Consider the following 23,991-nt stretch of genomic DNA (forward strand, 5'->3'; position numbering starts at 1 on the left):
GTCCTGTGCCTGCCGCCTGCTCTACGCAACAGCGGCAGCATTCAGAACCCGTCCAGCGCGCTTTGCGTGATCTCGTCCAGCAGGGCCTGCACCTCTTGCATGGGGCCGTCCGGGTAGGTCGGATACCCGACAGAGACCGCGCCGTCGATGTCGGTGACAAAGATGCTGTAGGGACAATGGGCGATGTTCATCGGGTCCGCCTCCATCACCTTGCGCGACACCACGGCAGAGCAGAACAGAAACACATCTGCCGCGCGAAAGATCTCGACATCGCTGCCGACGTCGCTGGCGGTACGGGCCAGCATCTCGCCCGTGTGGCTGACGTGGTCGATCACCAGCCCCTTGCCGACAATCGCGTTCTCGACCGCGAAGGTCGCATCGTCAAAGCTACCGTCATAGGCGTAGGTCACGGCCTGATCCTGAGCAGCGAGCGGCGCGGCACAAAGGCAAAGTGCTGCGGCAATCTGTAACGGTCTCATCCTTGGTCCTTTCACAAACGGGCGCAGGCCTATCCTATCACCCTCGCCGTACGTCGCCAATCATGCGCACCGTCACGGGGCGGGAAAGCTGTTGAGATACGCGATCACCGCCTTGATCTCGGCATCGCTTTTCAAGCCGGAAAACCCCATCTTGGTGCCCTTCATAAAGCTGCGCGGTGCTGCCAGAAAGGCGTCCAGCGTCTGGGGTGTCCAGATCAGCCCATCCTCTGCCTGCGCCATCAGGGCGCGCGAGTATTTGAACCCCTCGACCCCACCGGCAGGCGCACCGACGATCCCGTTCAGGACCGGGCCCGCGCGGTTTTTGGCGCGTTTGCCCAGCTGATGGCAGGCTTTGCATTTGCGGAACACCAACTCTCCATCGGCGAGCAAGGCGGGGTCGGCAGCAGGCTCTGACGCTGGCTCGACATCGGCAACGGGCGTTTGTTGCGGCACAGTCGCGGGGGCGGCGTCCTTGGGTGTCACATCCAGCGACAGCGCACGCATGGTGACTTTCACGCTTTCCTTGCAGTCCTCCATACACGGATCGATCTGCCAGCCCGGCACTTCGGTGGTGTTGCGATCATCGCGAAGGAAACCGTCGGCATTGGGCATCCGGACCGTGGCGAAGTTGTCTTTGGACAGGGTAAATTCCTCTGCCACCAGATCGTTGGAATACAGGATATACGCCACGATGGCATAGACCTCATCCGCCGTCAGCGTTCCCGCATCGCCATAGGGCATGGATCGGCGGATATAGTCGAAGCTTGTCGACAGATGCGGCCAATAGGACCCGACCGTCTTGACCGGATCGGCATCCGCCAGCGTGTCCTGACCGCCCGCGAGCGCAGGCCAGTTCCCGCGGCCTTCGGCAAAGTCCCCGTGGCAGGCTGCGCATTTGTCGGTAAAGATCGTTTCGCCCGTCAGCACATCGCCCTGCCCCTCGGGCAGACCGCGCCCATCGGGCAGCACGTCCACATCCCAGGCGGCGATCTCTTCCGGCAGTGCGGCGCGGCCCAGACCGAAGGGGGCCGCCGCCAAGGGCAAAGCCGTGGCCGTGGCGATGACGCATGCAGCAATGGTGTTAAGAAACTTCGACATTTTCAACGCTCCCGTCCGCGTGCAGCCACCATGTCTGGATGCCATTGTTATGGTAGACAGAGTTCAGCCCCCGCACCGCGCGCAGTTGCGTTTTCGTCGGCTGGACATAGCCCGTGTCATCCATCGCACGCGATTGCAGCAGCATCTCTGTGCCGTCCCACTGCACATCGAGATAAAAGCGGCTGAGCGCCATCGGCGTGCCCTTTTGGACCAGTCGCGCGGTTTGCCAGCTTGCGCCACCATCGGTAGACACATCCACGCGGGTGATCGCACCGCGCCCCGACCATGCCAGCCCGGTGATCACCAAAGGCCCCGCCCCATGGGGCACCGGCGCTTGCGGGCTTGGTGCGGTGATGACGGATTTTGCGTCCATCGCCCACGTCCATTTGCGGCTGGTGCCATCGGCCAGCGTATCGGTGTATTTCGACGTTTCCTCGCGGCTTTCGACGGGCGCGTCCACGACCTCTATCCGGCGGAGCCATTTGACCCAGAGGTTGCCCTCCCACCCCGGCACGACAAGCCGCACGGGGTAGCCGTGTTCCTTGCGCAGCGCCTCGCCATTCGCTTTGAACGCGACAAGCACATCGTCGAGCGCCTTATCCATCGGGATCGACCGCCCGTTCGACGACGCATCCGCCCCCTCGACATACACCCATTTGCCCGCAGGGTCACAACCGGCTTCCTCTAGCAGCAACCGCAGGGGCACGCCGGTGTATTCCATATTATGGATCATGCCATGGGTGAACTGTGCCCCGTTCAACTGCGCGCCCGCCCATTCCATGCCCGAATTGGCCGCACATTCGCAGAAATATACGTGATTTTCGCGCGGGAAGCGCTCCAGATCGGCGTAGGTGAACACCAGCGGACGGTCCACCAGCCCGTTCACCATCAGGCGGTAATCCTGTTTCGACAGTTCGATCGCGCCCGAGTGATGCCGCTCAAAGGCGCAGCCCTGCGGGGTGATCGTACCGTCCAGCGCGTGGATCGGGGTGAAGTTGATCGAACTGACGGTATCCGCCGTCAGCCAAGGCACATTGCGCCGCACCACGTCCTGCTCGAACCGGATTGGCAGACCGTAGGGCGTGACATCGACCCCATCGCCCAAGCCCTGCGCCCAGGGTTGCGGTTCAACGATCAAAGGATCGGGCGATTGCGCGGCGGCGCTACGGGCCGCCATCGCCCCTAGTCCAGCAGTCGCCGCGCCACGCAAGAAGGCGCGTCTGTTCGCTGTCTTCCGTGGTGCCATGGCCTTGCCTTTCATGCTGCCCTGTTACGCGCCCTTGACGATGACGCTGGTGTTGGGGTCCAGCGACACGCTGCTCTGCTTGCGGATGTGGCTTTCGACCACGTCCCAGATCGCGGGGCCCTCGGTGCCTTCGTTCACGCTGGCCCAGCCTGCAACCTGATACGTCTTGGCCGGATCGATACGTTCCCCGGTTTTCAGCAAGGTCAGTTCAGTGATGCGGCTGCCTTGGGGCTGGGTCACGTCAATGCGGTAGCCAAGCCCGCCTGTGCGCACCATGTCACCGCCCTGCTGGTAATAGGGGTTAGGGTTGAACAGGTTGTCGGCCACATCTTCCAGCACGACATGCAGGAATTCACCCGTCATCTCGGTCCGGTAGGCTTCGGGGTAGGTCATGGAGGTGACGTTCCAGATATCCTCGCGCGTGATGTCCTGCCCCGGCAGGATCGACGGCCCCCAACGCACACCCGGGCTCAGCGCGATATCGGCCTCGCGCTCGGAAAGCAGCGCGTCGCAGATCAGGTCATCCCAGGTGCCGTTGAAATTACCGCGCCGGTACAGCAGCGTGTCTTCGGCGGTGGTGCCGATGACTTCGGTCAGTTGGTCAAGATAGGGGGCGCGTTGTGCGTCGATCAGCGCGGTCATCGCCGGATCAGGCGCAATCACGTCAGAGAAGATCGGGATCAGCTTGTGTCGGAAGCCCATCATGCGGCCGTTGCGCACGTCCAGATCGACGCGGCTGACGAATTTGCCGTTCGACCCCGAGGCCACGATGATCGTCTCGCCCACCAGCACAGGTTCGGGCAGCGCGTCATGGGTGTGACCCGACAGGATCACGTCGATCCCCGTCACCACGCCTGCCATCTGCTTGTCCACATCAAAGCCGTTGTGGCTTAGGCAGACGACCAGTTCGGCCCCTTTGGCGCGGACCTCGTCCACCATTTCCTGCATCCGTTCATCGCGGATACCGAACGAATATTCGGGGAACATCCAGCCGGGGTTGGCGATCGGCATATAGGGGAAAGCCTGCCCGATCACCGCGACTTTAACGCCGCCTGTCTCGTAGAACTTGTAGGGCGGAAAAAGCTCTGTCGGTTCGTCCCATTCGGCGTCAAAGATGTTCTGCCCCAGGGCGGCAAAGGGCAGCCCCTCGACGATCTCTGCCACGCGGTCAGAGCCGAGCGTGAATTCCCAGTGAAAGGTCATCGCGTCAGGCTTGAGCGCATTCATCACGTTGACCATGTCCTGACCCTGCGTGTGGTAGCAGGTGTAGCTGCCGTGCCAGGTGTCGCCGCCATCCAGCAGCAGCGCATCGGGCCGGTCCGCGCGGATCTGGTTGATCACACTCGCCACACGGTCCAGACCGCCCATCCTGCCATAGCCCTGCGCCAGAGCGGAAAAATCGTTATAGGTCAGCGCATAGGCCGAGGCGCCGCCGTCCGCGATCCCGTAAAGCTTGCGGAAATCCGCGCCGGTCAGATGCGGCACCTTCCCGCGGTTCTCGCCCACACCGATGTTGACCGAAGGTTCGCGGAAATAGATCGGTTTCAACTGCGCGTGGATGTCGGTCACGTGGATCAGGCTGACGTTGCCGAAGGCGTCGAATTCAAGCAATTTATCCTGCGTCAACGCCTGCTGCGCGGCGAGCTTGCCCCAGTTGCCAAAGGACGACGCACCATACAAAGCCGTTGCAGCCATGCTGGCCTGAAGGAAATCACGACGAGAGATCATAGGTTGGCCTTTTCGACGCGCAATTCATATGCGCATATTTGAATAATAATATAATAAAAAGACCCGCCTCGCATCGGCGAAACGGGTCTTTTCAGGTTAGTTCCGGACAGAGGGCCCTTCGACCGACAACCCGTTCCCGCGCGAGCCGACGTACAGCTCAAGCGCGACAAACTCGGGGCTGCCGGGGTCAAAGGTCTCGGCACGGGTGTCGCGAACACAGCCTTTAAAACGGGCCTGCACCGCGTTCAGCTTGGTGTTTTTCAGACGGTAAGTCGGGAAGCCGTTGATCTGGCCTTGGCTCAGGTGGTCGGCACGGATCATGTTGCCATAATTGTCCTCGTGGCAATTGGCACAGGACAGTTCAAGCTGGCCGAAACGGGTATAGTAGATCTCTTTGCCCTGCTCCCATGTGGATTGGGCCGGACCGTCGATGGCGATGTTCACCGGCATCCCCCGCGAGACAGAGGAGATCAGCGCCGTCATGTTCACCATGTCGCCGCCAGTGTATTTCCACTTTTCCGCCCCCATGCGGTTCTCGCGGCAATCGTTGATCTGCATTTCCAGCGTGCGCACCTCGCCCGCAGATTCAACATACTTGGGATAGACCGGACGCACGCCCGCCATCTCGGCCGAGGCCCCGTGACAATCCGCGCAGGATTTACCCTCTGATCCGTCGGCGGTGTTCCAGACGTCCTCGGCCTGTTCCACAAAGATCATGCCGGCGTTGTCAAAATCATCGGCCTGCATCGCGCGGGTCTCGGCGCCGCGGAACAGCCAGCCCGACATGACCTCGTCTACCGCGTCCGCCATATGCGCGGGGGCGGCAGTGCGGGTCACGATGTCGATCTCTTCGTTGATCACCAGCGTATCATCCACGGGATCGGCGAAGGCCCCCGTCGACATCAGCGCCGCAGCAAGGCACGCGCCCAGACCTTTTGTGAAATTGCTCATTCCTGTTCCTCCCAAGGATGCAGACGCTTAGCTGATCGCGATGTCTTTGGTTTCCTCGTAGACATCGCCGTCATCGTCATACCACGTGAAGGTGAATGTCCCCGCTTCGGGCACGGTGGCGTCGAATTCGAAATACGGGTTGGTCGAGATCGCGGGCTCCATCGCGACATCGATCACATTCTCGCCGTTAAAATCGCAGGTGAAACGGTTGATGATCGACCGCGGGATCGTGTTGCCGTCGCCGTCCTTGCGCTGGCCGGATTCCATCTTGTGGCTGATCAGGGTCTTGATCGTGATGGTTTCGCCAGCCGCTGCTGACTTGGGGACTTTGACGCGGGGTTTTACACCAGATGCCATGTTTTTCTTCCTCTCGCCTTAGCCGCCGCAGCCGCCGATTGTTACTTTGATTGTGCTGGTCGCCTTGGCGAAAGAGCCGTCGGCCAGCTTGGCGATCGCCACCACATCCTGCGTGCCCGCCAAGCGGATGCGGGTGGAGGCATGCTGCGTTGCTGCCAGCGGGCCGAACTTGAAGTTCGCCACAGGCGGCGTGGGGTTGCCAAGCGCCAGCACCATGATTTCAGTGGCACCGGGGGCGTCGACCTCGATCGGGACGGTATTGCCGTTCTCCGCAATCTCGGGGGCGGTCAGGGTCACGCCGGTATCAGCCATCTCTGCACCGCCGGTGAAGGCAGCAATCGCGTCATCCCCGGCGGCGGCCACGGCCAGCTTGGGCAGGGACAGTGCGGCAAAGGCACCTGCCCCCATCGCAATCGCACTACGTCGTGTAAATTCCATTATCATCACTCCTGATCAGATCCCGCTGGGTGGGGTTCTTAGTCTTTCAACGTGGCAAGATAGGCCACGACATCCTCGATCTGCTGGGCGGCCAGAATAGGCCCCAGCGTGTCATCAGCCGCCTTGCCGGTATAGCCCTTGCCCGGACGGATATATCCGCTGTCCTTGTAGAACGCAGGCATCATCGTTCCCTCGAACAGCATCTTCGCGTTGGCGACAATCCCGCGCAATTCAGCCTCGGTCCAGCGGTCCCCCGCGCCATCCAGCATCGGGCCGATTTCGCCCTGGAACGGGATATCGGGCAAAGCGCTGACCTGATGGCAGGCGATGCAGTTGCCAAGCTTTTTGCTGCCCACGATCTTGGCCCCCTCTTCGGGGTTACCGGGAGTGCCGGTCAGCGATTGTTCAACCGCGCCATACTCATCATAGACCACGTCACCGGGGGCCACGTCGGCCGCATGCGCCGCCGCGGCAAAGCCGACAGAGGCCACCAGGGCAAATACGGAAACTTTCATGCGTCCTCCCACAGACATTCATTTTGAAAACCCTACTGCCCGCGCCAAAATGACGCAACTATAAATTCAATTTATTGAATTTCTTATAGCAGCACAGCATTTAGCGGATCCTACCGCCGTTATTCCTGCTCTTCAATGAGCATACGCGCGTGATATTTCTGGAACGTCTCGTCCCCCTCATATCCCTTGTCGACGACCCAGTTCATCATGTGAAAGGTCGTCGCCGGACCAAAGGCACCGGGCACCGTCGCGACTGCCGCTTCAACGGCCGTCTGCCCTTCCTCTACGGTCTGGGGGAAATACATCAGCGTCGGCGTGAACATCTGACGCCATTTGCGTACCATCTCCTTCTCGGGCAATGTCTCTCCGTCAAAGTCGGTGACCTCGACATCGCCGAACATGTTGATCTGCACGACAAAGAAGTTCTCGCGCAGGTAGGCATCGATTTTGGGCAGGGGGAAAACCTCTTCGTGCATCTTGTTGCAGTAGATGCAGCCGCGCTGTTCGATGATAACCATCAGCCGCTTGCCCTCGTCCGTCGCCTCGGCCAGATCGTCGCGCAGATCTTTGAAGGTCTCGCGCATCCAGGCGGTCTTGTGCAAACCGTCATCCCCCAGGGTCGCGGCACTGCCCGCAGTCACCATATAAGCGACAGCCGCCAGCGCGGCCAAAGCGTTTCGGATCATCTTCATCAAAAGTCCCTCCGGTTGTTAGCCAATGGCGCTGAAAACAGGGAAGGTTTCAAGCATCCACTGCGCAATATAGTTGATCGAGTTGGTGGCGATCAGCAGGCCAAAGACAATCAGCAGAACCCCCATCGCCTTTTCTACCGTGCCCAGATGTTGCCGGAACCCCGCCATCCAGCGCATGAACGGCCCGATGAACAGCGCCGCCAGTACGAAAGGCGCGGTCATGCCCACGCCGTAGGTCAGCAGCAACAGCGCGCCCGAGCCCGCCGTCTCGGCCCCCGCGGCGGTGAACAGGATGGCCGCAAGCACAGGCCCGACGCAAGGGGTCCAGCCAAAGGCAAAGGCCAGCCCGATCACATAGGCCCCCAGAAAACTGGTCGCGGTCGTGTTCCCCGCATCCGCACGAAACTGGCGATATAGAAACCCGATACGGATCACGCCCAGAAAATGCAGGCCCATCGCAATGATAACAGCCGCAGCGACCCATCGCAAAATATCAAAATAGTCCCGCACGATCTGGCCAAAGGTCGTGGCCACCGCCCCCAGCCCGACAAAGATCGTGATCACCCCCGCCGCAAAGAACAGCGCCGCAATCACCGCGAGCCGGCGCACGGCGGCATCCACCGGCCCGTCTGCCGTGATCTGGTTCATGCCGACGCCCGCCAGATAGCTCAGATAAAAGGGCACGATCGGCAGGATGCAGGGCGACAAAAAGGACAAAAGCCCGGCAAATGCCGCGCCCAGAAAGGTGATTTCAAGCATGCAGGTTGCCTTTATCTTGTGCCATTCACATATTCACATTAAGTATTTTGAAATCAACAGGTGAATTCCCTATGCGGTTGCGCACTGCTTTCTTGTCTCTCTCAGTGGCCGCAGGCCTTGCGGTTTCCCCTGTGATCGCAGCGGCCCAGACCGCGCTGATCATGGTCGAGGAACAGGGCTGCGTGTGGTGTGCCCGTTGGGATGACCAGATCGCCCCGATCTATCCCAAGACCCAAGCGGGCAAGGCAGCCCCATTGCGCCGCGTTGATATCAACGATGACAAACCCGCCGATCTGCATTTTGCCCGCAGCCTGCATTACACGCCGACGTTCGTGTTGATGGTCGACGGCCATGAGGTGTCGCGCATCGAAGGCTACCCGGGCGAAGATTTCTTTTGGGGCGTGCTGGAAAAAATGCTATCCGACGCCCAATTGATGCCAGACCCCGCCAAAAGCTAGCGCCCCCTGCGATATGCGCACGCCAATCCCCTTTTATTCAGCCAAGGATGTTAACCAGTGGGTAACCCCGGTTCCGACACAGAAATGAGCCAAGCCGATCGGGACCGTATGGCCGAAAACGCCGCACGTGCCTCTAACTTCCTCAAGGCGATCAGCCACGAGGGGCGGTTGATGATCCTGTGTCACCTCTCTGCAGGCGAAAAATCCGTCACCGAGCTGGAAGAGCTACTGTCCGCCCGTCAGGCGGCGGTATCCCAACAGCTGTCACGCTTGCGGCTTGAAGGCTTGGTAACGCCACGCCGCGACGGCAAGACGATCTATTACAGGCTGGCCGATGACCGTCCGCAAAAGATCATGGAAGTCGTCTATGATATGTTCTGCACACCGGACAGCGACGGGTAAACGCGGCTCAGACCTGCTCCAGATACGTCAGCAGCCGCGCTTCCGAGGCGAATAGCCCGGTCTTGCGCCCGACCTTGATCTCGGGCGGCGCTTCGCCCGCCAGATCAATCACCGCCGGATGGATATAGCTGTTGCGCGCCACGGTCGGCGTATTGCTCAACTGTGCGGCAGCGGCTTCGGCCAATTGCTTGATGGTGGCCCGCCCCTTCTCGGCGGCCTCGAAGGCGGCAACGGTGCCCGCCCATGTGCGAAAGGTCTTGGCGGTAAAGTCGTCGCACCCCGATGCTTCGGCGATATAGGCGTTCAGTCCGGCTGAGTTCAACTGATGCACCTCGCCCTGCGCATCGGCCCATGTCAGCAGCTCCGCCCCCGGCAGGTCGTTAATTTTCTCCAGCGTTTTCGCCAGCGTCCGGTCATTGATCTGCCGCCGCACCTTCTTGCCCCCCTTGGCCGTATAGCGCAGCCGGATTACATTCCCGTCGAGTTTGACATGTTTCGACCGCAGGGTCAGCGTGCCATAGCTGCCATTCTCGCGCGTGTAGTCCGGATTCCCCACCCGCAGCGACGCGCGGTCGATCAGCGTGACGGCGCTGGCCAAGGCAAAGCTGCGCTCGCCTGCCTGCTGATCCAGATCGCGGGCGACAAAGCGGCGCAGGCGCGGCAAAGCATGCGCAAAATCCACCAAGCTTGCGAATTTCGTCTCTGCCTGCGCCTCTGACCATTTTTCGTGATAGCGATATTGTTTGCGATTGCGGGTGTCGCGCCCCGTGGCCAGCAAATGCCCGTTCACCAAAGGCGTCATCCACACGTCTTCATAAGCAGGCGGCACCGCCATCGCTTCCAGCCGCGCGCGCTCTTTTCCGCGGGCGATGGTAGTGCCGTCCGGTGCCTTATAGGTAAACCCGCGCCCGCGCCGCTGACGCGAAATACCGGGGCGGTCATCGCCATAATAGGTAAGCCCCGCGCCGCCCATATGTCAGGCGGCCTCGACTTCCGACAACAGCTTGAGCACCTCATCCCCGTCGTCTTGCTCGATCAACAGCGCCGGATCATCATCGGACCCGTTGCGCGTGACCTCGGAGCCCTTCAACGTACGGGTCACACTTTTGGTAAAGCGTTCTGTCACCTTGCCACTGGCAGTGCCCTGCCCCCATTCCCATTTGACCTTGGTGCCCTTGGATATGCCTGACATCGTCGTCCCCTCTGCACTGTTTGGTGTGAAAGGATAACGATCTATGCCCGAAACGGGTTCCCTCCGGTCAGACCCGCCAGCGCAGCACGCGGGTTTCGATGGCGGCAATCACGGCGCTCACGCAAACCCCAAGCACCGACAGGATCACGACACCCGCAAACAGACGTTCAAGATCATAAAGACTGCCGGCCTCAAGGATATAAGCCCCGATGCCATATTCCGCGCCCAGCATTTCAGCTGCCACCAACAGGATGATCGCAATCGCCAAAGAGATGCGTAGCCCCGACAGGATGCCCGGCATCGCCCCCGGCAGTACGATCTTGCGCACAATCGACCACCACGACAGACCAAAGCTCTGCCCCATACGGATCAATCCGCGGTCCACATTGTCCACCGCAGCATAGGTCGCCACGACCGTCGGCGTGAATGTCCCAAAGGCGATCAGCGCGTATTTACTGCCCTCGTCAATGCCGAACCAGATCACAAACAACGGCAAAAGCGCAATCTTGGGGATCGGGAACAGCGCCGCAACCAGGGGCACCAGCCCGGCGCGCACATAGCTGAACAGCCCGATCATCACCCCGACGCCGACACCAACCAAAGCCCCGAGCGTCGCCCCAACAGCCAAGCGGCTGAGCGAGGGGGCCAAATGTTTGAACAGCATCCCCGATTGCCACAGCTCGACAAAGGTCATCGCCACATCCGAGGGGCGCGGCAATGTCAGGTTAGAGATAAAGCCGCTGCGCGTGCCCCATTCGGCCAGCAGGATCAGCAGGACAAAGACCAAGACCCCCATGCCCCGTCGTTGCTTGGGGGCGAAACCGCCGCCACGAAAGGCGACGGGGCGGCTGTTTGTATGTGCTGCATCAGACATGGATCAACTCCGCATCGGCGGCGGCGGCTTCTTCGCGCATCAGCCCCCACAAATGTTGTTGTTGCGCCTCGAGGGCGGCATCGCCATAGGCACGCTCTGCCAACGGTGTCGTCAGTTCAACCACCTCGCGGATCTGCCCGGGGCGGCGAGATAGCACCACGATTCTGTGGCCCAGCCGCACGGCCTCTGCCAGATTGTGGGTGACATAGACGGCGGTAAAGGGCTGGCGGGTCCACAGGCTGATCAGATCGTCCATTAACAGCTCGCGCGTCTGGCTGTCCAGCGCGCTCAGCGGTTCGTCCATCAACATCACCGCAGGGTTCACCGCCAAGGCGCGTGCAATGGCGACCCGCTGTTTCATCCCGCCAGAAAGTTGTTTGGGCAGGGCATCGGCAAATTCGGTCAGCTTGGTACGGGCCAGCACGTCGTCGATGATCCGCGCCCGCGCGGCGGCGTCCAGACCGTGATCCTCCAGCACCAGCGCCACATTGCCGCGCACGCTGCGCCAGGGCAGCAAGGCGAAATCCTGAAATACGTAGGTGAGCGGGTTCAGACAGCCGGCTGGGGGCGTGCCCAGTTGCAGCACCTCGCCCGAAGTCGGCTGCTCCAGCCCGCCCAGCATCCGCAGCAGGGTCGACTTGCCACAGCCCGAAGGCCCGACGATGCAGACAATCTGCCCTGACGGGATATCAAGGTTGATATCGCGCAGCACTTCGGTCTCGCCATAAGTGTGGCTGACCCCCGCTAACCTAAGATCCATGAGAAACGTCCTGAAATATCAAAGGCCGGGCAAAGCCTGCCCGACCTGTCGTTGGTATAGATGGCGCGATCAGGCGCCGATGGTGTCGACGAAAGACGTGTCGATCAACGTCTCAAGCGTGATATCCGCATTCACCAGCCCCTCGGACTGGAACCAGCTCAGCTGGTCACGCACAGAGGCGACGTTCAACGCGGCCCCCTTGTTCAGACGCATGGTCCCGTTGACAATCCCCGGCGTCGCGGCCTCGAGCGTTTTGTCGGTGTAGACGTAGTTGTGGATCAGCTTGACCATCTCGGCCACGCCTTCCGCACCGGCGGTCTGTTCGATCATCGCCGCGTTGTAGTCAGCCGCCCCCTTGGCGTAGGCCGCAAGGTAATCCTGCGTCTGCTGCTTTTCGTCGGTCGCGTTCTTGGTCGAGGTAAAGACCGTGGTGACCTGATAGTCGGGCAGATAATCGGACACGTTCCCGATAATATGCACGGCACCCGAGCCCGCCAGTGGCTTGGCGATATGGGGCACGATGGACCAGGCATCAATCTGGCCGGTCTTCAGCGCGCCGATGATGGCACCCACCTTCTGCAACGGCTTGAACGACAGATCGATCCCCTCGGCCTGCGCCATCTTTGACCCCATATAATGGAACGACGATCCCGCCGTGGTCATGCCAAAGCTCTTCCCGTCCAGCATCGCAGGCGCGGTCACACCCGCCTGATAGGCCGCGTCCGAGGCCAGAAACTTCTGCCCGTCAATGCCCTTCTCTTCAGACAAGGCACCGCCGATCACCTTGATCGCACCCTTATCCGCCAGCGACACCAGCCCGCCCGAGATCGCGGTCACGGCATAGTCGACATCCCCGCTGGCAATCGCCACGGCCATCGGTTGGGCGGCCTGAAAGAACTTGAGCTCGACATCCAGACCGGCCTGCTTGAAATACTCGCGCTGATAGGCCACGAATGTACCGGAGTGGCTGGTGAAACGCAGCGCGCCCAGAGTGATCTTTTTGCCCTGCGCAACAGCCGGTGCAGCAAGCCCGACCGCGGCAGCGGCCCCCATGGTCGCCAATGTCTGGCGGCGGTTGAATGTGGTCATGATATCCTCCCCTTGAATTTGCGCGCACAATGGGTCGTGGCATGACGTAGTGTCAAGCGCACGCCCCCCGAAAACCACCCTCACGAACGAAGCGTCACGGCCTGTGGCACCAAGCCTCGCCCGCTTCCAAATGGCCTTAAATCCTCGCCGAAGGCTCCCCAGATTGCCAGCGCGCGCGACATTGCCTATATGGGCGTCACCGCTGCATCAGCCCCCTCCCTTGCACAAAAGGCCCGATCCCATGACCTTCGACCGTTCGATCAAAATCGCCCCCTCCATCCTTGCTGCCGACTTTGCCAATTTCGGGGCAGAGTGCGAAGCCATCGAAGCACAGGGTGCGGACTGGGTACATGTCGATGTAATGGACGGGCATTTCGTACCGAATATCAGCTTTGGCCCGACCACCTGCGCCGCGATCCGCCCCCATATCAAGGGCGTGATGGACGTGCATCTGATGATCGCACCCGTGGATCCCTACATTGATGCCTTCGCCAAAGCCGGTGCCGATGTGATCACGGCCCATGTCGAAGCAGGCCCCCATATCCACCGCACGCTGCAAGCGATCCGCGGTGCCGGTGCCAAGGCCGGTGTCGCGCTGAACCCCGGCACGCCTGCCGCAGCGGTAGAGCATCTGCTGGACGTTGCCGATCTGGTCTGTGTGATGACCGTGAACCCCGGTTTCGGCGGGCAGAAGTTCATCGACATGAGCGACAAGATCCGCACCCTGCGCGCGATGATCGGCGACCGCCCGGTGCATATCGAAATCGACGGCGGTGTGGACGTCAACACCGCTTCCAGCGTGGCGCAGGCGGGGGCGGATGTGCTGGTCGCAGGCTCCGCGGTGTTCCGTGGCGGGTCGGTCAGCAACCCCGCCACCTACGGCGAAAACATCCGCGCTATCCGCGCCGCTGCCGAAGGCGTCTACGTCTAAGCGCCAGCCGCACACCAGCGACAAAGGAAAAGGCCGGCCCCCACCACGGGGGACCGGCCTTTTCGTTAACTCCGCACAGGGAGCAATCAGGATCCAATCAGGCCAGCTGATCCTTGAATGTCTCGATCAGCTTGTGCTTGAGGATCTTGCCCGTGGGGGCCGCAGGCAGGGCCGTTCCGATAATAAACTGGCTGGGGCGCTTATAGCCAGTCAGCCGTTCCTTGACGAAGGCCTTCAGGTCTTGCGGGTCCAGCGTATCGCCCTCGGCGATCTGGACGAAGGCCAGCACCTCTTCGTCATTGCCGGTGGACCGGCCCACCACGGCGGCCTGAATGACTTGCGGGTGATCGTTGATCGCGGCCTCTACCTCGGGCGGGTAGACATTGAATCCGCCGTGGATGATCAGCTCTTTCGAGCGGCCCAGAATATGCAGATGACCGTGTTCGTCGAACGTCCCCAGATCGCCGGTGCGCAGCCAGCCATCCTGGCCGAGGACTTTGGCGGTTTCCTCGGGGTTCTTGTAGTAGCCCTTCATGACGTGGGCCCCACGGGTCAGGACCTCGCCCTTGCCATTGCTGCCGCCTTCGACGGTATCATCAATCTTGGTCTCGACACCGGGCAAGGACGGACCGACCGAGATATCGGGCGATCCCAGCGGGTTGCTGGTGGCCGAGATACCGGCGGTGGATTCCGTCATGCCATAGCCGTTCTGGATCGCGACGCCGTAAAAGGCTTCGGCCTTGCGCTTCCACGTGGGGTCCAGCGGCGCCGCCCCCGAAGATACATAGCGCAGCGTTTCGGAGTTGAGCTGCGTCAGCCCCTGCTCTTTCGTGTATTGCATCAGCAGCGCGTGCATCTGCGGCACGGCCGACAGGAAGTTCACCCCCGTGGTCAGCGCGGTATAGAGCTTTTCAGCCGAGAAACGCGCCTCCAGCCGGATTTCGGCACCGGCGCAGCAGGAGGCGGTCATGACAGAACACAGCCCGAAAACATGGGTCAGGGGCAACACGCCATAGACCACATCGCCCGCATTGATCCCCCGCAGCGTCGCCGAGGCGTTGCCGCCAAAGCGCACGTTGGCATGGGTCAGCATGACGCCCTTGGGGTCGCCCGTTGTGCCGGTGGTATACAGCAGCACCGCCACATCGCTCAGATCCCCATCGGGGTTGCTGGCGATCGGCGTGGCCAGATGCATCGCGCCGAAGGCACCGGTGATCTCTGCGGCACCCAGCCGTTCCGCATGGGCTGTCGCATCCGGTGAGGCGTGGCAGGTCATCAGCACAGCAGCAGGTGCCGCGTGGTCAATGATCCGCTGGATTTCGCCCGCGCTTTGGCGTGCATTGACGGGGATGATGACGGCGCCGGCTTTCCACGTGCCAAACACAGTGGCCACGGCGGCGGCACAGTTTTCCGACAGCATCAGCACGCGGTCGTTGGGCTGCACACCGGCATCCTTGAGCGCCTGCGCGATGTCGTCGCTTGCCTTGTCGAACATCTTGTACGTCCAGCGTACCCCTGTGCTGTCGCTCAGCGCGGGCGCGTCCCCGCGTGCGGCCACTTGATCCGCCAGAAATTGCTCTACACGTACCATTATATTCTCTGCCTCCCCGCAGTCTTTCAGAACCCGGTCAGCGCGTCTGGCTGCGGGTTGGGTCAATAGATCGGTGGCCGAGGGTCAGCCGCCGTAATTCGGTGTGCGCTTCTCGAGGAAAGCGGCGATGCCTTCGGCGGCTTCATCTGCGCCGGTGGCATGGGCCATGGCGTCACATTCCGCTTCAAGCTGGTCGGCCTCGGACACGTCATAGCCCTGTGCGACCAGCCCGCGGATCACCCCTTGGGCTTCGCGGGGGCCTGCGGCCAAGCGGTCGGCAAGCGCCATTGCGGCCTCGAACGCGCCGCCCTTGTCGGTGACGGCATTTACCACGCCCAGATCATGCATGCGTTCGACGGTGACGGGCTGCGCCAGCAAGCACATCTCCATCGCGAGCTGCCGCGGCAGCGCACGCGCGAGCGAGGCGGTCAGCCCGCCATCAGGCACCAGCCCCGCCTTGACGTAAGCGGCGGTGAACTTGGCACCGGCGGCGGCAACGATCAGATCGCAGGCCAGCGCGAAAGACAGCCCCGCGCCCGCGGCACCGCCTTCGACGGCGGCGATCACCGGCACCGGACAGGACCGGATCGCGCGGATCAGGCTGTGCAATTCGTTAATCTTGCCCCGACGTTCATCTTTGGGCATTTCGCGACGGGCGATCAGGACATTCAGATCGCCGCCCGCGCAAAAGAAATCCCCTTCGGAGGTGAGGATCACGGCACGGATACGCGGCTCGGCGGCCATTTCAATCGCTTGGCCGATGCAGGCGTAAAGCTCGGGCGACAGGGCCCCCCGCTTATGCGCGTTTCCGTTCCAGATGACGATCCGGTCACCCTTGTCTTCGATCCGAGCGCTCATTTCAGTTTCTCCTGTGGGACGCGCTTGAACACGCCGGTGGATGTCGCAATGACCGTGCCGTCTTCGTGGACGAGTTCAGCATCGATATACAGCAGGCTGCGGCCACCGCCCTTGATGGTGCCGGTCGCGGTCACGCGCCCGGGCTGCCCCGCGGCCAGAAACTGCGTCGTCAACGAGATCGTGAGGAACGGGTGCTGGCCGGTGGGATCCACGCTCAGCGATCCGGTCATGCCACAGGCGTTATCCAGCAATGTGGCGGCAATACCGCCATGAAGAACCCCATGGCGGTTGAAGTGTTGCGGACCCAGATCAAGAAAGCAGCGCCCGTGGGCCGGATCGGATATGTCGACGACATATCCGACCAGGGTTTGGGTGCCGGTCTCGTCCCGGATCAGCTGGCTTTCGTCAGGCTGCTGCAAGGGCAATGAAACGCTCCAGATGGTGGTCTGTGTCACCAAAGCGGTGGTCTGCCATGATGATACGCTTGGCGATATGGGCCAGTTCGTATTCTTGCGTCATGGCGATACCGCCGTGCATCTGGATGCTGTCTTCGGCAACCAGACGGCCCGCGCGACCCAGCAGGTTCTTGGCGGCAGAGATATGCGTCTCGCGCGCTTTATACTCCGCTTCGAGGTTGCCCGCGGCTACGATCACGGCAGAGCGCGCCTGCTCCATCTCGATCAACAGGTCGGACATGCGGTGCGCAAGCGCCTGGAACGTGCCGATGGGCTTGCCGAACTGCTTGCGGGTCATCAGGTATTCGCGGGTCAGGCGGGTTGCCGTTTCCATCGCACCAAGTGTTTCCGCACAGATCGCGACATTGGCCGCAGCGACGCGCGCCTCGATCGCCTTGAACGCCTTGCCCGCTTCACCCAGACGGGCAGAGGCAGGGACGGACACATCATCCAGCGTGACTTCGGCGGCACGGCCACCGGCCAGCAGCGCATAGCCTTGCAGCGTGATGCCCTTGGTGTCTGCCGGCACGAGGAACAGCGAGATCCCGTTTTCGTCGCCTGCCTCACCGCTTTCGCGGGCAGAAACGATCAGCATGTCGGCGTTTTCAGCGTTGACCACAACGGCCTTGCGGCCGTTCAGCACCACGTTGTCGCCATCGACCTTGGCTGTAGAAGTCAACTGGTTCAGGTCATAGCGGCTGGTGGGTTCGCCGTGGGCAAAAGCCACCTGCAACGCGCCACCGATCAGCTCTTCGACGTGAGCCTGCTGTTCTTCATTGCCCAGGTCGGCAATCAGACCGCCGCCCAGAATGGCGGTATCAAGGAAGGGTTCGACCACGCCAGCGCGGCCCAGTTCCTCGAACACGACGGCGATGTCGAATCCGGCACCGCCAAAGCCGCCCTGATCTTCGGTGAACAGCGCGCCGATGACGCCCAGTTCGGCCAGACCGTTCCAGATATCGGCGGAAAAGCCGGTGTCGCTTTCAAGGATCTTGTTGCGGGCTGCTGTATCGTATTTGTCGCGCAGGAAACGGCGCAGACTGTCTTGCAGCATTTGGCGTTCTTCTGTCAGGTCGAAGTTCATGCTCCACCTCCCATCGTTGTTTTGGCAATGATCTGGCGCTGGATTTCGTTCGAGCCGCCAAAGATCGACAGTTTACGGTTGTTGAAATATTGCGCGGCGACGGGGCCGGCATTCAACGGATCAGGCAGGGCCAGGTTCGACCCTTCGATCGCTTCGGATGCGAATGGCATCGCATAGGCACCCGCCGCACGACGTGCGAGGTCGTTGATCTCCTGACGGATAATCGTGCCTTTGACCTTCAGCATGGACGATTCAACACCCGGTGCCGCACCCGCGGCCGCCTTGGAGACGATGCGCAGGTTTGTGGTGCTCATCGCCATCAGGTCGATTTCAACCTGTGCCACACGTGCCGCGAAATGCGGGTTCTGCATCAACGGCTTGCCGCCGGACATCTCAGCCTTGGCGATACGTTTGACCGCAGTCAGACCCGCTTGCGAGAACCCGACGCCCGCGATGTTGGTGCGTTCGTGGGTCAGCAGGTACTTGGCGTAGGTCCAGCCTTCGTTCTCTTTGCCGACAAGGTTTTCGACCGGCACTTTCACATCCGAGAACCAGACCTCGTTCACCTCGTGGGTGCCGTCGAGCAGGATGATCGGGCGCACTTCGACGCCGGGGGTGTCCATGTCGATCAGCAGAAAGGAAATACCCTCTTGCTGCTTCACCGTCTTGTCGGTGCGCACAAGGCAGAAGATCATGTTCGCGTGCTGACCCAGCGTGGTCCAGGTCTTCTGGCCGTTGACGATGTAGTGCGTGCCTTCGTCGTTCAGAACCGCTTCGGTCTTGAGCGAGGCAAGGTCGGAACCGGCACCCGGCTCGGAATAGCCCTGACACCACCAGTCTTCGCCCGACAGGATGCGGGGCAGCCAGTAGTCGTTCTGCTCTTGCGAGCCGAATTTTTGCAGCACGGGCGCGAGCATCGACAGGCCAAAAGGCACAATGCGTGGCGCATAGGCGGCAGCAGCTTCTTCTTCGAAAATGTGACGCTGCACCGCGTTCCATTCCGCACCGCCAAATTTCTTGGGCCAGTTCGGGGCCAGCCAGCCTTGGGCGTTCAGGATAGCATGCCACTGTTCCTGACCGTCTTTACCCAGCTCTTCACCCTTGCGGATTTTGTCGCTCATTTCCTTGGGGAGCTTTTCCTCAAGAAAGGCCCGCACTTCGGCGCGGAAAGCCTTTTCTTCGTCGCTATAGCTCAGATCCATTTGTCTTCCTCCGGTTTATACTGTCGGGCATTGCGCCCTTGTTCATTTACTTAGCGGCTTGTTTGTTCAGGTCGTCAAAGTTGCGCCCTTCGGCCACCAGCTGTTTCAGCAGCGGCGCGGGTTCCCAGAACCAGGCGTCTTCCTTGGCGTAGCTTTCGATGTCGGCCAGCAGTGCAGGCAGCCCCTGCAGGTCGGCCCATTTCATCGGGCCACCCCAGTAGCGCGGGAAGCCGTAGCCAAAGAGCAGAACCATATCCACGTCCAAGGGCCGCTTCGCGATACCCTCGCCCACGACCTTTGCCGCCTCGTTGACCATCGCGGCCATATAGCGGCGGACGATCTCTGCGTCGGTAAAGTCACGCGGGGTGATGCCACGCTCGGCGCGTTCGGCGGCGATCAGCTCGGACACTTCGGGGTTCGGCACGCCGCCGCGCGATCCGGCCTCATAGATATAGTAGCCTTTGCCGGTCTTCTGACCAAAGTTACCGGCTTCGCAGATCTTGTCGGGGTATGTCGGCACGCGTTCGGCAGGGTGGCGCGTCGCCGCCTTGCGCTTGCGTGTGGCCCAGCCGATATCGAGTCCGGCCAGATCGCCCACGGCAAAGGGGCCCATGGCAAAACCGAAATCCACCAGCGCCTTATCGATCTGGAACGGCGATGCACCATCAAGCACCATGTGATCGGCAGCGGTGCGGTAAGTTGCCAGAATACGGTTGCCGATAAACCCGTCGCAGACACCGGCGCGCACAGAAATCTTGTTCAGCGCCTTGCCAAGAGCAAAGCCCGTGGCGACCACATCGGGGGCGGTCTTTTCGGCGACGACCACTTCGAGCAGCTTCATGATATGCGCGGGCGAGAAGAAGTGCAGCCCGATCACATCCGCAGGGCGCGAGGTGCTGGCCGCGATCTCGTCCACATCCAGATAGGATGTGTTGGACGCCAGAATAGCACCGGGTTTGCACACGGCATCAAGCTTGCCGAACACCTCTTTCTTGACACCCATGTCCTCGAACACCGCTTCGATCACCAGATCGACCGAGGCGAGGCTGTCATAGTTGATCGACACCTCAAGTGCTGTGTTGGTCATCGCGTCGTATTTCATCTGCGTGATCTTGCCACGCTTAAGCGCGCCGGAAAGATTGCCCGCGATGCGTCCGCGCGCGGCCTCTGCGGCGTCTTCCTTCATCTCGATCAGCACGACGTTGAAGCCTGCCAACAGCGCAGCCGTGGCGATGCCTGCGCCCATGGTGCCGCCGCCGATGATGCCGATGGATTGCAGCGCGCGGGGTTCGACGCCTTTCAGTTCCGGCAGGTTGCCTACCGCACGCTCAGAGAAGAACGCGTGGATCATGCCCTGACGCTGGTCTGTCTCCATCAACTCCATGAAAATCTTGCGCTCGGCCAGCATGCCTTCGTCAAAGGGCAGCTCTGCCGCGGCCTGAACCGCGCGGACCGCCTGCGCCGGAGAGATTTGCCCCCGCCCCTTTTTCAGCGTCCCGTCATAAGCGGCATCCCAGTCGATCGGCGCGGGTGCCGCCATCTCGCTGACGGGGCGGCGCGGTGCGTTGGTGGCGATCAGGTTCTCGGCATAGGCGACGCCCACATCCTCGGGGTCGCCCTCGGTGACCTGATCGACGATGCCAAGGCTTTCGGCTTCGGCCGCTTTGACCTGACGGCCAGAGGTGATCAGATCAAGCGAGGGGTCCACGCCGATCAGACGCGGCAAACGCTGGGTCGCACCGGCACCGGGGATCAGGCCCAGATGCACTTCGGGCAGGCCCACTTTGGCCGACGGCTGCGCCACGCGGTAATGCGCCGACAGCGCGATCTCGAGCCCGCCGCCCAAGGACACACCATGCATGGAGGCGACAACGATCAGCGAAGAATCCTCGATCCGTTTGCACACATCGGGCAGGAAAGGTTCCAGCGGCGTTTTGCCGAATTCGGTGATATCCGCACCGGCGATAAAGGCGCGGCCCTCGCCGACGATAACCACGGCCTTGACGCCGTCATCGGCCTCGGCCTGCGCCATACCGGCAACCAGACCTTCACGAACAGCATGGGACAACGCATTGACCGGGGGGTTCTTGATCCGCAGTACGGCCACGTCGCCTTTGCGGGTATATCCAATCTTGTCAGTCATTTAGCATATTCCTTGGTCTAGTCTTGTTTCAATCCCGGCGGCTGAGCGCGGGGGTGCGCCCGGTGCGCTGTTCAAGCGCGCGCACCAGTTCACGCAACGCGGGGCCGACCTCTTGCACGATACGGGAATCGGGCAAATCATGTGGCATGGCCCCGGCGGTGAACGATACCGGTTCGCCGAACTCTTCGGCAAAATAGGGGACACTTACGGCGTTGATCGTACTGGCATATCGTGTGCCCTCCGACGCGTAGGCGAACCCTTGTTCTATCAATTGCGAATATCCCTCCGCCCGGAACCTTCGCATATCCGCTTCGGGCGTCAACTGCTCAAAGCGCTCTTCGCCAAGTGACGCCACGACGGCCATGCCTGACGACGATCCGAACACGGGAATCCGGTGCCCCGGCTCCAGCCAGATGGTCGAAGCATTCTGTGGCCGCCATGTGCGCACCAGCATCATTTTCTCGTCGTCGCGCACGGCGACCAGCAATAGCGTGCCCGTTTTATCGGCCAGCTCTTGCATGGCGTCGGACACCAAATCCAGAAAGTTCACCGCCACCGACGCGACAGAGCCAAGCGCGATAGCCGACGGCCCAAGCCGAAAGCGGTCATTGCGCCCGCCGTGGCTGAGGTAGCCGAGTTCGCACAGCGTATAGGTCAGCCGCGACACCGTAGGCTTGGGCAGCCCCGTCCGGTCGGCAATCTGCGCGTGGGTCAGCCCGCTGTCACTGGCGCGAAAGGCCCGCAATACAGCAAGCCCCCGCGCCAGAGTGTTGGCAAACTTCCTGTCTGTGGTGTCCCCACTCATCGCGCCGCCATAGGAATAAGCAGCGAGATCATCGGGAAGGACATGATCAGCACCAGCACGATCACGTCAACGCTAAGGAAGCGCGTGATACCGGCAAAGATCTTGTCGATCGGAGCCTCTTTGCCCACCACATTGGCGATGACAAAGACGTTCAACCCGACAGGCGGCGTGATCAGCCCGATTTCCAGCAGCTTAATCACCACAACACCGAACCAGATCAGGTTCATGTCATAGCTTTCCACCAGCGGGATCATCAGCGGCAGGGTCAGAACCATGATGCCGATCGGATCAAGGAACATGCCAAGCAGCAGATAGATCGCGGCAATCGCCAGCAGCAGGACCACGACGGACAGCTCTGCCTCGGCCACGACGTTCACAATCATCGGGGCAACGTTGGTCAGGGCGATAAAGGCCACAAAGATCTTGGCCCCTGCCGCGATAAAGAAGATCGCCGCGGTCTGGATGCACGTCTCTTTCACCGCGTCCCACAGGCCCTGCAAGGTCAGCTTGCGCTGCGCAAAACCGATCAGCGTCGCCGCGACCACGCAGACAGCCGCCGCTTCGGTCGCCGTAAAGATACCGCCGTAGATACCGCCGATGATCAACACGAACAGCATGACCGCAGGCCAGCTTTCAGCCGCCGCCGCAAAGCGTTCTTTGGCGGAGTAGCGTGTCGCTGTCGAAGGGGCGATTTCGGGCGAACGCCAGACCCAGACGGCGATCACGAGGATAAAGCCCGCCAGCGTCAGCAGCCCCGGCAAAACACCCGCGAGGAACAGTGACGAAATCGAGGTTTCGGTGAAGATACCGTAGATGATGAACAAAACAGACGGCGGGATCAGCGAGCCCAGCGTGCCCCCTGCCGCGACCGACGCTGTTGCCAGACGCGGGTCATATCCCATGCGCAGCATCTCGGGCGTACAGATTTTCCCCATGGTCGAGGCACAGGCGATAGAGCTGCCGGTAATGGCCGAAAATCCGCCACAGCCCATGACACTTGCCATGGCAACACCGCCGGGCAGACGCGTCAGCCAAACCTTGGCCGCGTGGTAGATCTTGGTCGTGATATCCGCGCGATAGGCAATGTGCCCAAGGGCGACAAACAGCGGTATCATCGATAGATCGTAGGAGTGTATCAGGTCAAAGGAGTTCGAGAACACCATCGACGTTGTGGCACGGATGGCACGTTCGGGCATGAAAGTGCCAGTGCGGAAGGCAAAAATAAAGAAGGTCGCAATCGTCGCGACGCTGGCCAGCGCAAAGGCAATCGGCACACGTAGCGCCAACAGGATCAGAACGGCAGCAAAGGCAATCAGCCCGATGGTCGACGCATCCATTACAGCACCTCTTTTTCGGCAACGAGCTCGATTGTGTGGTTTTCTTCGTCCGAGACGATGCCCCCGGACAGGATGATCCGCACATCGCGGATCGCCAGTTCCGCCAGACGCAGCCAGCAGGCGGCGATACCGACCACAAACAACAGACGTCCGGGCCATTTGGGCAGGTTCAGGTCACCGTAGAAAAAGCTGCCCTTTTCCCAAACGCTCAGGAATTCGCGGCCGCCGGAATAGATCAGACCGCCCAAGGCGATCATCCCCATGACCGACCCCAGCACAATAAGCCAGGACCGGAGTTTGGGCCCGAACCGGTCGGACACAAAAGCCACACTAACGTGAGCGCGGTTTGCGGTCGCTGCCGCAAGGGGCAGGAGGATGGCCGCAACCATCAGCTCCCGCACCAAAGTGACGCTATCGGGTACGCTAGATGCGAAGACGGCGCGTGCGACCACGTTGGACGTGATCAAGATCCCCAAAAGGATGACCGCAGCCGCGCCCAACCCCAACAGGATTTTCTCAAGTGGTACCAACATGGTCCCTGCTCCTC

At 61.3% G+C, this 23,991-nt stretch carries 27 protein-coding genes; 3 read left to right on the top strand and 24 right to left on the bottom strand.

Going from position 1 to position 23,991, the window contains the following annotated elements:
- Window positions 1-41 precede the first annotated feature (41 nt).
- The 10 genes from ACNQ62_RS08565 to ACNQ62_RS08610 form a co-directional block, all read right to left on the bottom strand.
- Window positions 42-479 (bottom strand): DUF302 domain-containing protein, encoded by a 438-nt coding sequence (locus tag ACNQ62_RS08565; RefSeq protein WP_005851974.1) that lies wholly within the window; start codon window positions 477-479, stop codon window positions 42-44.
- Between the two features lie 72 nt (window positions 480-551).
- Entirely contained in the window at window positions 552-1,577 is a 1,026-nt protein-coding gene (locus ACNQ62_RS08570) for a c-type cytochrome (RefSeq protein ID WP_418094656.1), read from the bottom strand.
- Complete coding sequence (gene soxC / locus ACNQ62_RS08575) at window positions 1,561-2,823, bottom strand: sulfite dehydrogenase (RefSeq protein WP_418094657.1); 1,263 nt, start codon at window positions 2,821-2,823, stop codon at window positions 1,561-1,563. The genes ACNQ62_RS08570 and soxC overlap by 17 nt, the downstream gene beginning before the upstream one ends.
- A gap of 24 nt (window positions 2,824-2,847) precedes the next feature.
- A complete protein-coding gene (soxB, locus tag ACNQ62_RS08580; protein WP_418094658.1) occupies window positions 2,848-4,551 on the bottom strand; it encodes a thiosulfohydrolase SoxB in 1,704 nt (567 codons plus the stop codon).
- Between the two features lie 96 nt (window positions 4,552-4,647).
- Complete coding sequence (gene soxA, locus ACNQ62_RS08585; protein ID WP_037943598.1) at window positions 4,648-5,502, bottom strand: sulfur oxidation c-type cytochrome SoxA; 855 nt, start codon at window positions 5,500-5,502, stop codon at window positions 4,648-4,650.
- A gap of 27 nt (window positions 5,503-5,529) precedes the next feature.
- The gene (gene soxZ / locus ACNQ62_RS08590; RefSeq protein WP_418094659.1) at window positions 5,530-5,859 is read right to left on the bottom strand and encodes a thiosulfate oxidation carrier complex protein SoxZ; all 330 of its coding nucleotides are present in this window, start codon (window positions 5,857-5,859) and stop codon (window positions 5,530-5,532) included.
- A gap of 18 nt (window positions 5,860-5,877) precedes the next feature.
- A complete protein-coding gene (gene soxY / locus ACNQ62_RS08595; protein WP_037943596.1) occupies window positions 5,878-6,297 on the bottom strand; it encodes a thiosulfate oxidation carrier protein SoxY in 420 nt (139 codons plus the stop codon).
- 38 nt (window positions 6,298-6,335) lie between these two features.
- Window positions 6,336-6,812: a sulfur oxidation c-type cytochrome SoxX gene (gene soxX, locus ACNQ62_RS08600; RefSeq protein ID WP_074635260.1), complete on the bottom strand. Its 477-nt coding sequence runs from the start codon at window positions 6,810-6,812 to the stop codon at window positions 6,336-6,338.
- 119 nt (window positions 6,813-6,931) lie between these two features.
- Window positions 6,932-7,504, bottom strand: a complete 573-nt coding sequence (locus ACNQ62_RS08605) for a thioredoxin family protein (protein WP_418094660.1) — start codon at window positions 7,502-7,504, stop codon at window positions 6,932-6,934.
- 18 nt (window positions 7,505-7,522) lie between these two features.
- A complete protein-coding gene (locus ACNQ62_RS08610; protein ID WP_418094661.1) occupies window positions 7,523-8,263 on the bottom strand; it encodes a cytochrome c biogenesis CcdA family protein in 741 nt (246 codons plus the stop codon).
- A gap of 71 nt (window positions 8,264-8,334) precedes the next feature.
- Here ACNQ62_RS08610 and ACNQ62_RS08615 point away from each other — a divergent pair, with 71 nt between their 5' ends.
- Both ACNQ62_RS08615 and ACNQ62_RS08620 read left to right on the top strand, forming a co-directional pair.
- Entirely contained in the window at window positions 8,335-8,721 is a 387-nt protein-coding gene (locus tag ACNQ62_RS08615; RefSeq protein WP_064216231.1) for a hypothetical protein, read from the top strand.
- Between the two features lie 84 nt (window positions 8,722-8,805).
- The gene (locus ACNQ62_RS08620) at window positions 8,806-9,123 is read left to right on the top strand and encodes a metalloregulator ArsR/SmtB family transcription factor (RefSeq protein WP_348000473.1); all 318 of its coding nucleotides are present in this window, start codon (window positions 8,806-8,808) and stop codon (window positions 9,121-9,123) included.
- Window positions 9,124-9,130: 7 nt separating this feature from the next.
- Here the strand turns inward: ACNQ62_RS08620 and ACNQ62_RS08625 are convergent, their stop codons facing one another.
- The 5 genes from ACNQ62_RS08625 to ACNQ62_RS08645 form a co-directional block, all read right to left on the bottom strand.
- Window positions 9,131-10,096 carry a DNA topoisomerase IB gene (locus ACNQ62_RS08625; RefSeq protein WP_418094662.1) on the bottom strand — a complete coding sequence of 322 codons (966 nt, stop codon included), beginning with the start codon at window positions 10,094-10,096 and terminating at the stop codon, window positions 9,131-9,133.
- Window positions 10,097-10,099: 3 nt separating this feature from the next.
- A complete protein-coding gene (locus ACNQ62_RS08630) occupies window positions 10,100-10,315 on the bottom strand; it encodes a DUF2945 domain-containing protein (RefSeq protein WP_278375504.1) in 216 nt (71 codons plus the stop codon).
- A gap of 67 nt (window positions 10,316-10,382) precedes the next feature.
- Window positions 10,383-11,189, bottom strand: coding sequence for an ABC transporter permease (locus ACNQ62_RS08635; RefSeq protein WP_174226599.1), 807 nt, complete (start codon window positions 11,187-11,189; stop codon window positions 10,383-10,385).
- Window positions 11,182-11,949: an ABC transporter ATP-binding protein gene (locus ACNQ62_RS08640; protein WP_009826249.1), complete on the bottom strand. Its 768-nt coding sequence runs from the start codon at window positions 11,947-11,949 to the stop codon at window positions 11,182-11,184. Before ACNQ62_RS08640 ends, ACNQ62_RS08635 begins: the two co-directional genes overlap by 8 nt.
- 69 nt (window positions 11,950-12,018) lie before the next feature.
- Entirely contained in the window at window positions 12,019-13,038 is a 1,020-nt protein-coding gene (locus ACNQ62_RS08645) for an ABC transporter substrate-binding protein (protein ID WP_418094663.1), read from the bottom strand.
- 241 nt (window positions 13,039-13,279) lie between these two features.
- On the opposite strand from ACNQ62_RS08645, the gene rpe reads away from it, so the two are divergent.
- Window positions 13,280-13,969 carry a ribulose-phosphate 3-epimerase gene (gene rpe, locus ACNQ62_RS08650; protein ID WP_418094664.1) on the top strand — a complete coding sequence of 230 codons (690 nt, stop codon included), beginning with the start codon at window positions 13,280-13,282 and terminating at the stop codon, window positions 13,967-13,969.
- A gap of 97 nt (window positions 13,970-14,066) precedes the next feature.
- On the opposite strand, the gene ACNQ62_RS08655 is transcribed toward rpe, so the two are convergent.
- From ACNQ62_RS08655 to ACNQ62_RS08695, 9 genes are all read right to left on the bottom strand, one after another.
- Window positions 14,067-15,560 (bottom strand): class I adenylate-forming enzyme family protein, encoded by a 1,494-nt coding sequence (locus ACNQ62_RS08655; protein ID WP_289084569.1) that lies wholly within the window; start codon window positions 15,558-15,560, stop codon window positions 14,067-14,069.
- Window positions 15,561-15,644: 84 nt separating this feature from the next.
- Window positions 15,645-16,418, bottom strand: a complete 774-nt coding sequence (locus ACNQ62_RS08660; RefSeq protein WP_418094665.1) for an oxepin-CoA hydrolase, alternative type — start codon at window positions 16,416-16,418, stop codon at window positions 15,645-15,647.
- Window positions 16,415-16,873, bottom strand: coding sequence for a PaaI family thioesterase (locus tag ACNQ62_RS08665; RefSeq protein WP_235208512.1), 459 nt, complete (start codon window positions 16,871-16,873; stop codon window positions 16,415-16,417). The genes ACNQ62_RS08660 and ACNQ62_RS08665 overlap by 4 nt, the downstream gene beginning before the upstream one ends.
- The gene (locus ACNQ62_RS08670) at window positions 16,824-17,957 is read right to left on the bottom strand and encodes an acyl-CoA dehydrogenase family protein (RefSeq protein ID WP_418094666.1); all 1,134 of its coding nucleotides are present in this window, start codon (window positions 17,955-17,957) and stop codon (window positions 16,824-16,826) included. The genes ACNQ62_RS08665 and ACNQ62_RS08670 overlap by 50 nt, the downstream gene beginning before the upstream one ends.
- Entirely contained in the window at window positions 17,954-19,159 is a 1,206-nt protein-coding gene (locus ACNQ62_RS08675; protein WP_005851934.1) for an acyl-CoA dehydrogenase family protein, read from the bottom strand. Before ACNQ62_RS08675 ends, ACNQ62_RS08670 begins: the two co-directional genes overlap by 4 nt.
- 46 nt (window positions 19,160-19,205) lie before the next feature.
- Window positions 19,206-21,302, bottom strand: a complete 2,097-nt coding sequence (locus ACNQ62_RS08680; RefSeq protein ID WP_418094667.1) for an FAD-dependent oxidoreductase — start codon at window positions 21,300-21,302, stop codon at window positions 19,206-19,208.
- A 28-nt stretch (window positions 21,303-21,330) separates the two neighbouring features.
- The gene (locus ACNQ62_RS08685) at window positions 21,331-22,107 is read right to left on the bottom strand and encodes an IclR family transcriptional regulator (protein ID WP_009826240.1); all 777 of its coding nucleotides are present in this window, start codon (window positions 22,105-22,107) and stop codon (window positions 21,331-21,333) included.
- Window positions 22,104-23,444: a TRAP transporter large permease gene (locus ACNQ62_RS08690; RefSeq protein WP_005851928.1), complete on the bottom strand. Its 1,341-nt coding sequence runs from the start codon at window positions 23,442-23,444 to the stop codon at window positions 22,104-22,106. The genes ACNQ62_RS08685 and ACNQ62_RS08690 overlap by 4 nt, the downstream gene beginning before the upstream one ends.
- A complete protein-coding gene (locus ACNQ62_RS08695; protein ID WP_418094668.1) occupies window positions 23,444-23,977 on the bottom strand; it encodes a TRAP transporter small permease in 534 nt (177 codons plus the stop codon). Before ACNQ62_RS08695 ends, ACNQ62_RS08690 begins: the two co-directional genes overlap by 1 nt.
- Window positions 23,978-23,991 lie beyond the last annotated feature (14 nt).

Origin of the sequence: Sulfitobacter sp. SBS6 (genome assembly GCF_048285585.1) — a bacterium.
Taxonomy (GTDB): Bacteria; Pseudomonadota; Alphaproteobacteria; order Rhodobacterales; family Rhodobacteraceae; genus Sulfitobacter; species Sulfitobacter pontiacus.